The sequence below is a fragment of the Zobellella endophytica genome (assembly GCF_003012775.1).
Lineage (GTDB): Bacteria > Pseudomonadota > Gammaproteobacteria > Enterobacterales > Aeromonadaceae > Oceanimonas > Oceanimonas endophytica.
The window spans coordinates 1-229 of sequence record NZ_PXYG01000058.1 but is presented as its reverse complement, the minus strand read 5'-3'; the positions used below and the strand labels follow the sequence as shown (position 1 = coordinate 229).

Here is a 229-nt window from a genome sequence, read left to right as displayed (position 1 = left end):
GCCGCGATGTCGCCGCCCAGGCTGAAGCGCAGGGTGGTGGCGTTATCCACCGCCTTGTCCAGGCGGATGGCGAAGGTCGCCACCGCCCCTTCCTCGACCCGACCGGCGTCGGCCACGGTCAGGACCGGCTCGTCCGCCCCCGGGTTCGGCTGCTCGCCGTCGTCCAGATCGGTGAGGGTGGCCACCCCGCTGTCCTCCATGCCCGCCGGCAGCGGGGTGCCGCTGGCGC

At 74.7% G+C, this 229-nt stretch carries 1 protein-coding gene; it reads right to left on the bottom strand.

The features are described 5' to 3' along the window. Positions 1–229, bottom strand: a 229-nt coding sequence (locus C7H85_RS19785) for a hypothetical protein (RefSeq protein ID WP_210433714.1), incomplete at both ends; no start/stop codon positions are given.